Origin of the sequence: Treponema zioleckii (assembly GCF_014737315.1) — a bacterium.
GTDB lineage: Bacteria > Spirochaetota > Spirochaetia > Treponematales > Treponemataceae > Treponema_D > Treponema_D zioleckii.
In genome coordinates this window covers 47,606-54,496 of sequence record NZ_JPUF01000022.1, presented here as the reverse complement: position 1 = coordinate 54,496, position 6,891 = coordinate 47,606, and the positions used below count along the sequence as shown (strand labels likewise).

Here is a 6,891-nt window from a genome sequence, read left to right as displayed (position 1 = left end):
ATTAAAATCTTTCCTCGGACGTTTCCCGCAAGTTTTTCTTACGAAAAACTCGCGCTTTGGTGGGTCTTCTTGCAGGTGTTCACAAAACGAGGCGGCAAGCAGGGCCTTTTAGTCAACTTGCAAATGCTGCCCCCTGTAGCCGCGTTTGTAAAAAGAATCTATCCCTGATAGTAGATTCTTTTTATCATCTCTACTTGCTCAAGAACGGTCTGCGGGAACCTAAAAGACTCGCCTTCAACAAATCGCAACTGAAATTTTCCGGGCTTAACTTCTTCGAGAACGGGAACAAAATCCGTAACTCCTTGCTCGAACATAAACCAGCACTGAAGATAGACCATCTGACCGCCCCGTGTGTAAGTGTCTTTTTGGCTAATCAAATTTTCAATCTCGTACTTTGCCACAAAAGTATGGGAATCACCTTTTTTTTCATTCAGCTCAAGAATCGCCTTGTACAAATCATAAGCCTTCAAAAGACTCTGCTCATCATCGTCAATCGCTTTTGCACGACTTGAATTACGTCCCAAAGCTTCGAACGGAGATTTATAGATTCTGTATGAATTCGAAACTGCATTCTCGTACCGTTCCTCACGGTCAGAAATCTCCTGCTGCAAAACCTTGTCCTTTCGAACAGGAGCAAGCCGCTCACCTTCCTCAGCTTTCGTAAAACGAGAAAATTTCTTTTGAAACGCGCTGAACGCGCTCATCACGGAAAGTCTATCATCAGCCATAAATCACTCCATTACAGGCGAACATGCAAAACCGGCATCGTTGAGTTTTTTCCCCATCGTGCCATTTTTGTCCTCATCAACGACCACTGAATAATACGAAAGTTTGTCAGCCCGTGTATCAGTAATGATTCTAGCATTAAATCCGCAGCTTTTTAACTTTTCCTCAAGTTTTTTCGCATTTTTTTCAACCTTAAAAAGTCCGAGCTGCTGGCGAAGAACTTTTCTCGTATCCGAGTTTTGATTTTTGTCATTTTTTGACTCATTCGCCGTTTTTACGGTTTTTGAATCCTGATTTTCTGGAAGCGAGTCAAAAAAATTGTCGGTCGAACGCGGCACAAAATACCAGAACGGGAGCGGAAGTTGCTGAACAGAGCCGCTCACAACGGCATATTCCATGCTCGAAGGATATTTATTTTTGAGCGAACGCGAATATGAATTTTCGCCCGTAAGATGATACAAAGTCAAAAGCACGGAAGGCTCCACAGATTTCATTTTGTCTGAACCGACAAAAGATTTTAAAGTCTCCACCACGGGACGAAGCTCTTTTTCGTTTTCCGCACGGCAAAGTTTTGCCCATTCCGTATAAAGTTTTACGTAAGCAATTATTTTTTCATCCTTGGAATCTTTTACGGCACTTTTTAAATAGCTTTCCGCCGAATTATAGTCACCAAGACTCAACGCACAGCGCACAGCGTCAATCACGAGCTGCTCCGTAACTTTTTTTTGTCATTCCCTCGGCATCCGAAGCGGAAATTGCAGCAGCGGCGGCGTAGGATTTTTCAGCGTCACAAAACAGGCCCATCTGTTCCTGAACGCTTCCCAAAAATGCGTAAGCCGAACGTTTTTCGGCAGGGGCAGAAAGCGAGGAAATGTTATTCTGAATATATTTTATGGATTCATTTACCGATGATTTTTTTAAGGATTCCTGCGCAAGTGCCTTGGCTGTCGTTGGAGAAGCGGCATTGACAGTTGAAAGAAAAAAAATCGACAGGCTTAATAAAAAAGTACTCGTAAAAATTCTTTTCATACTACATAATTTTATCGGAATCTATTTTTGAATAATAAAGGCAGCCTAAAAAAATGCCAAATAAAAAACACAGGAGATTTTATGAAAAACGAAAGATGGGTCTTTCATTCCGACGTTGAAAGCGTAGATGCAGGAAATGGTGTTACAAGAAGAGTTCTCGCCTATAGCGACGATTTGATGTGTGTTGAAAACACTTTCGAAAAAGGTGCAATCGGAGCGTTGCACCATCATCCGCACACACAAATCACTTACATTGTAAGCGGAAAATTTGAATTCGAAATTGACGGCGTAAAAAAAATCGTTCAAAAAGGCGACACAATGCTAAAAATGAACGACGTAATCCACGGTTGCACTTGCCTCGAAGCAGGAGTTCTCCTAGACATCTTTAACCCATACCGAAAGGATTTTGTTAAGGATTAATGAAAACGCGGAAAGTGGATTTTAGGAATTAGAGTTCACTTGTGCGTTTCCCAAGAGTTTTCTAACGAAAACTCTTGCTCTGGTGGGTGGGTCTTGCCGTGGCTTCCAAGTTGCCGCGACAAGCACGGCGGCAACTTGGAGAGGCAGTTTTGTTGCTCGCGCCCCGCTCGCAACTTTTGGGGTGGTAGTTTGGCTTGTGCGTTTACGGAAACGCGGAGAGGGGATTTCAGGAATTAGAGTTCACTTTTGCGTTTCCCAAGAGTTTTCTAACGAAAACTCTTGCTCTGGTGGGATAACTTACAACAGTTTCCGATTTGCCACGACAAGCTAAGCGGCAAATCGGAGAGGCAGTTTTGTTGCTCACGCATCGCTCGCAACTTTGGGGTAGAAAATTACAGAGCCACCAGACCTACTAAACAGATTCTTCTACCACCTGAACCAAATCTGCAAGGTTCAAAGGCTTTCTAAAGAATTGCTTTACGCCCAAGCTTCTTACCTGAGCCTCAACTTCCTGATTTTCAAGAGCCGTCACAACGATTATAGCAGGGCTTCCGAAATTCTTATTTTCGTTAATCTTTTTACAAAGCTCAAAACCGTCAATTCCTGGCAAATCCAAATCCAAAATAAGGCAAGAAGGTTTTCTCTCAGCCATCTGAGAACCAGCCTCAAATCCGTCAAAAGCCTGCAAGACTTCGATCCCAGAAAGCTGCTTTTGCATATATTTTGCCACAACCGTGTTCAATCCCTTGTCATCATCAACAATAAGAAGACTTCGCGAACCATAACGCCTTCGCGTACAGCAAGCGGCAACAGCCTCAGGAACAGCCATATCGCGGCCTTCCATGAATTCTGCCAAATCGTCAGGATAAACCCTAAATTGACCTCCAGGAGTTTTAAAAGCTTTTAAGTATCCGTTCCGAATCCAATTTATTGCCGTCTGATTAACGACACCACATATATTTGCAACCTCAAGAGCCGAGTAAACGACCGGTTTAGTTTCATTTGCAGTCATCAAAACAATCCTTAAAGTAAGTTTTTATGGCATTTCCCAAAAAAACAAGTCTTAATTTTAAGAAAGCCTTAGAGATTTTTTTGTGAATTAAAGATTTTATAGATTTTAGAGTTTTTCTTTAAAAAAATCACTAGTAATTTTTAATTTCTGAATTATTTTTTATTGTATTTTGCGCCATTTTATATGAAAAACCGCAATCTAAAAGATATTTTAACAGTTTCTCATTTGACTTTTTCATACTCACACCTTTATTGTACGCTTTACCGCACAATTCAAACTCATCATTCTCCATAAAAAAATCATTTATTGCGGAGTCGGCAGTCCTCTTCGAAATTCCGCGCCCCAAAAGCTCCCGAAGCAACCTGCTCCGACCATGAAATTTTCCGATTGAATGATTTCTGAGCCAACGAGAGGCATAACGTGAATCATCCAAAAAATGACGCTTTTCAAGATAATCCAACGCCAGACGCACAGCAGATTTTTCAAATCCTTTCTGATACAGTTTTTGCTCAAGGGATGTACGGCACTGCTCACTCCGAGCAAGACAATCCGCAGCCTTACGCTCCGCCATGTAAGCAAAGCCCGCATTAATCAAATCGGTCACACCTTCGCCTTCAAAAGTTTCGCCCACGCGGATTTTTTCAGCCGGCACAATCGCAAGATAGCCCGGACGCATAAAAAAACCGAACCGTTCGTAAAAGCCACTTCCAGCACGGGATTATCCGTTACAATCGACGAAAGTTGATTTACGCGACAAATCTCCAACTCGGAGAGTTCTTCGTCAGCCAAACTTTGATTTTTGATTTCAAATTGATTTTCCAAATCCGCGCACCCCAAAAAAAAACACCGGCAAAAACCGGTGTACATTCTCGCAAATTTTCGAGACTGCATACACAATCCCGAAAAGAACGAAGCAAAAACTAACGTTTGCTGAACTGGAAGCGTCGGCGAGCACCACGCTGACCGTACTTCTTTCGCTCAACCATGCGGCTGTCGCGAGTAAGGAATCCGTTAGCCTTCAAAGAAGCGCGTGTATCTGGATCAATCTGGAGCAAAGCGCGTGAAAGTCCGTGCAAGCAAGCTGCAGCCTGACCTTTCAATCCGCCACCCTGAACGTTAATCAAGATATCATATTTGTTAACGTAGTTAGTTACCAACAATGGCTGGTGAACTGTACGAACCTGAGATTCTGTTGGGAAATACTCAGCTACGTCTTTTCCGTTTACAACGATTTTTCCTGAGCCTTCACGAACAAATACGCGAGCAACAGATGTTTTTCTTCTTCCTGTACCGATTGCAATGTTTTTTACTGCCATGATCGACTCCTATTACAACTCAATTACTTTTGGGTTCTGTGATGCGTGAGGATGCTCAGCACCAGCATATACTTTAAGGTTACCCATAAGTCTGCGACCAAGACGACCATTAGGCAACATTCCATTGATTGTGCGTGTCAAAGGATCTGTCGGATGACGCTCGATAAGCTTGTCGAATGTGAAAGTGCGGAGACCGCGTACAAATCCTGTGTAGTGACGATAGAGCTTATCCTCATGTTTGTTACCAGTAACCTCAACTTTCTCAGCGTTGATGATAACAACATAGTCACCCATCTCCTGGTTAGGAGTGTAAGTTGGTTTGTTCTTTCCACGAAGAAGAGTTGCTGCCAAAACTGCAACACGTCCAAGAGGTTTTCCGGCAGCATCGATGATGTACCAGTCACGTTTCTGTTCGTAATCTTTAACGAAGATAGTTTTCATGTATATATACCTTATAATAAAAAGTCTTTATGCCTTCTGGTCTGCATCTCCAGAAGCATAACCACAGACGATGAGCATTCGTCTGCGCATATACGGGGACTAATAATATAAATCTTTTTGAGTTTATGGTCAATGAATTTACAGTTAACTCGCCACGAATTTAATTTTTTGAAATTTCTTCGGCACGGCGAGCTTCTTCTTCTTCCCGCTTCGCCTCCCGCTTGTCTTTTATGTCAGCGACTCCAATAAATATGGCGATTAAGCCTACAAAAGCCGCAATCACAGGCGAAGCCCCTTTTAAGAATGAAATTATTTCTTTAGACCAGTTGAGTCCGTCAGCCATCCACGCAAATACCGTAAAGGCCATCAGAACGAGTCCGCACAAAATAGCAAACATAATCTTCCTCATTAATTTTAAATTTTAAAATCAGTCCGTAGATTATCGGAGATTTTTTATGCTCAGTCTACAAAATATAGAAAAAAACTCGCAGGCATCTACAAAAAAAAATATCCAAATTTTAAGTATTTGAGATGCCCGATTTCTATATTTTGCGATAAAATATTATTTATGGTTCGCACGCATTTTGTATAGGGTGATTCACATAACTTCTCTTAAAAAAATCAATTTTCTGCTCTATCTTGCTTGACAAATTCCTGTATAAAAATCAATTTATAAAATCATGCGAAATCAGAAATTTCATGCGATAAAACCACCACAAGTGGTCATTATTTTTTAGAGGTTACAAGAATTGAAAGGAAGTCAGGTCACTATCGATCACATTAACAAGCGTTTCGATGACTTTGTTGCGCTTAATGACGTTAATTTTACGATTAAACCAGGTGAATTTTTCACGCTGCTGGGTCCGTCGGGATGCGGAAAAACTACGCTCCTCCGAATCATCGCCGGATTCGAATTTCCTGATGAAGGAGAACTTTTTTTTGACGACAAGAACGTTACGGAGCTTCCGCCGAACAAACGTTTTTCGAACACAGTCTTCCAAAATTATGCGCTTTTTCCGCATCTTTCAGTTTACGAAAATGTCGCATTCTCTCTCCGACTAAAAAAAGTTGACAACAAGACAGTTGACGAGCAAGTAAGAAAATACATTCACCTTGTGGAACTTGACGACCACATTTACAAAAAACCGAATCAGCTCTCAGGCGGACAGCGTCAGCGTGTGGCTATTGCACGTGCGCTCATAAACGAGCCGAAAGTTCTTCTCCTTGACGAACCGCTTTCGGCGCTGGACGCAAAATTGCGCTCAAATCTTCTCGTAGAACTTGACCGGCTCCATGACAAAATCGGCGTTACGTTCATTTTTGTAACTCACGACCAGAGCGAGGCACTTGCAGTTTCGGACAGAATCGCCGTTATGAATCACGGAAACGTTCTGCAAATCGGAACCCCTTACGAAATTTACGAAAGTCCTGCGACTCAATTCGTAGCCCAGTTCATTGGCGAGACGAACCTTTTTGAAGCGACTGTCGTAAAATGCGAGGAATACAAAGTTGCCGGAAAAGCCGACATTGAGCACATGGTAACTCTCAACGTTCCTACGCTCGGCATTCAGGCTCAGCTCAAAGACGACACTCAGGCAACAAAAGAAGAAGACAAAAATATCCTCGTAACGGATTACGAGCACACAGACGAAGGTCAGAAAGTTGCGTTCACAGTTCGCCCTGAAAAAATCAGAATTACACTCGAAGAACCTAACGTGAACGGCAGAAAAGACATCAACGTGTTCAAAGGTGTCGTAGAGGAACCTGTCTACACAGGATTCCAGTCAAAATTCTACGTAAAGCTCGAAAAGACTGGCACAATCGTAAAAGTTTTCAAGCAACACCAGAATTATCTTGACGACGGTCCTGAAATTCAGTGGAAGGACACGGTTTATATCTCATGGTCTGCGGAAGACGGATATATCGTCGAAGACATTGACAAATAAG

General features: G+C 42.3%; 10 protein-coding genes. 2 read left to right on the top strand and 8 right to left on the bottom strand.

Annotation, left to right across the window (positions count from 1 at the left end):
* Positions 1–158: 158 nt before the first annotated feature.
* From JI65_RS07615 to JI65_RS07605, 3 genes are read right to left on the bottom strand one after another with little or no spacing between them, the layout of a single operon-like run.
* Positions 159–728, bottom strand: coding sequence for a hypothetical protein (locus JI65_RS07615; protein WP_191014787.1), 570 nt, complete (start codon positions 726–728; stop codon positions 159–161).
* 3 nt (positions 729–731) lie between these two features.
* Positions 732–1,430 carry an SPOR domain-containing protein gene (locus tag JI65_RS07610; protein WP_191014785.1) on the bottom strand — a complete coding sequence of 233 codons (699 nt, stop codon included), beginning with the start codon at positions 1,428–1,430 and terminating at the stop codon, positions 732–734.
* Positions 1,423–1,755 (bottom strand): hypothetical protein, encoded by a 333-nt coding sequence (locus JI65_RS07605; RefSeq protein ID WP_191014783.1) that lies wholly within the window; start codon positions 1,753–1,755, stop codon positions 1,423–1,425. Before JI65_RS07605 ends, JI65_RS07610 begins: the two co-directional genes overlap by 8 nt.
* An 81-nt stretch (positions 1,756–1,836) precedes the next feature.
* On the opposite strand from JI65_RS07605, the gene JI65_RS07600 reads away from it, so the two are divergent.
* Positions 1,837–2,175, top strand: a complete 339-nt coding sequence (locus tag JI65_RS07600) for a cupin domain-containing protein (protein ID WP_191014781.1) — start codon at positions 1,837–1,839, stop codon at positions 2,173–2,175.
* Between the two features lie 412 nt (positions 2,176–2,587).
* On the opposite strand, the gene JI65_RS07595 is transcribed toward JI65_RS07600, so the two are convergent.
* The 5 genes from JI65_RS07595 to JI65_RS07575 form a co-directional block, all read right to left on the bottom strand.
* Entirely contained in the window at positions 2,588–3,187 is a 600-nt protein-coding gene (locus JI65_RS07595) for a response regulator (protein WP_191014780.1), read from the bottom strand.
* Positions 3,188–3,317: 130 nt separating this feature from the next.
* Positions 3,318–3,863, bottom strand: coding sequence for a regulatory protein RecX (locus JI65_RS07590; protein ID WP_191014779.1), 546 nt, complete (start codon positions 3,861–3,863; stop codon positions 3,318–3,320).
* A 244-nt stretch (positions 3,864–4,107) separates the two neighbouring features.
* Positions 4,108–4,503 (bottom strand): 30S ribosomal protein S9, encoded by a 396-nt coding sequence (gene rpsI / locus JI65_RS07585; RefSeq protein WP_191014778.1) that lies wholly within the window; start codon positions 4,501–4,503, stop codon positions 4,108–4,110.
* 12 nt (positions 4,504–4,515) lie between these two features.
* Positions 4,516–4,944 (bottom strand): 50S ribosomal protein L13, encoded by a 429-nt coding sequence (rplM, locus tag JI65_RS07580; RefSeq protein ID WP_191014777.1) that lies wholly within the window; start codon positions 4,942–4,944, stop codon positions 4,516–4,518.
* Positions 4,945–5,104: 160 nt separating this feature from the next.
* Entirely contained in the window at positions 5,105–5,341 is a 237-nt protein-coding gene (locus tag JI65_RS07575; RefSeq protein WP_191014776.1) for a hypothetical protein, read from the bottom strand.
* A 352-nt stretch (positions 5,342–5,693) separates the two neighbouring features.
* On the opposite strand from JI65_RS07575, the gene JI65_RS07570 reads away from it, so the two are divergent.
* A complete protein-coding gene (locus JI65_RS07570) occupies positions 5,694–6,890 on the top strand; it encodes an ABC transporter ATP-binding protein (RefSeq protein WP_191014775.1) in 1,197 nt (398 codons plus the stop codon).
* Position 6,891: the final 1 nt, after the last annotated feature.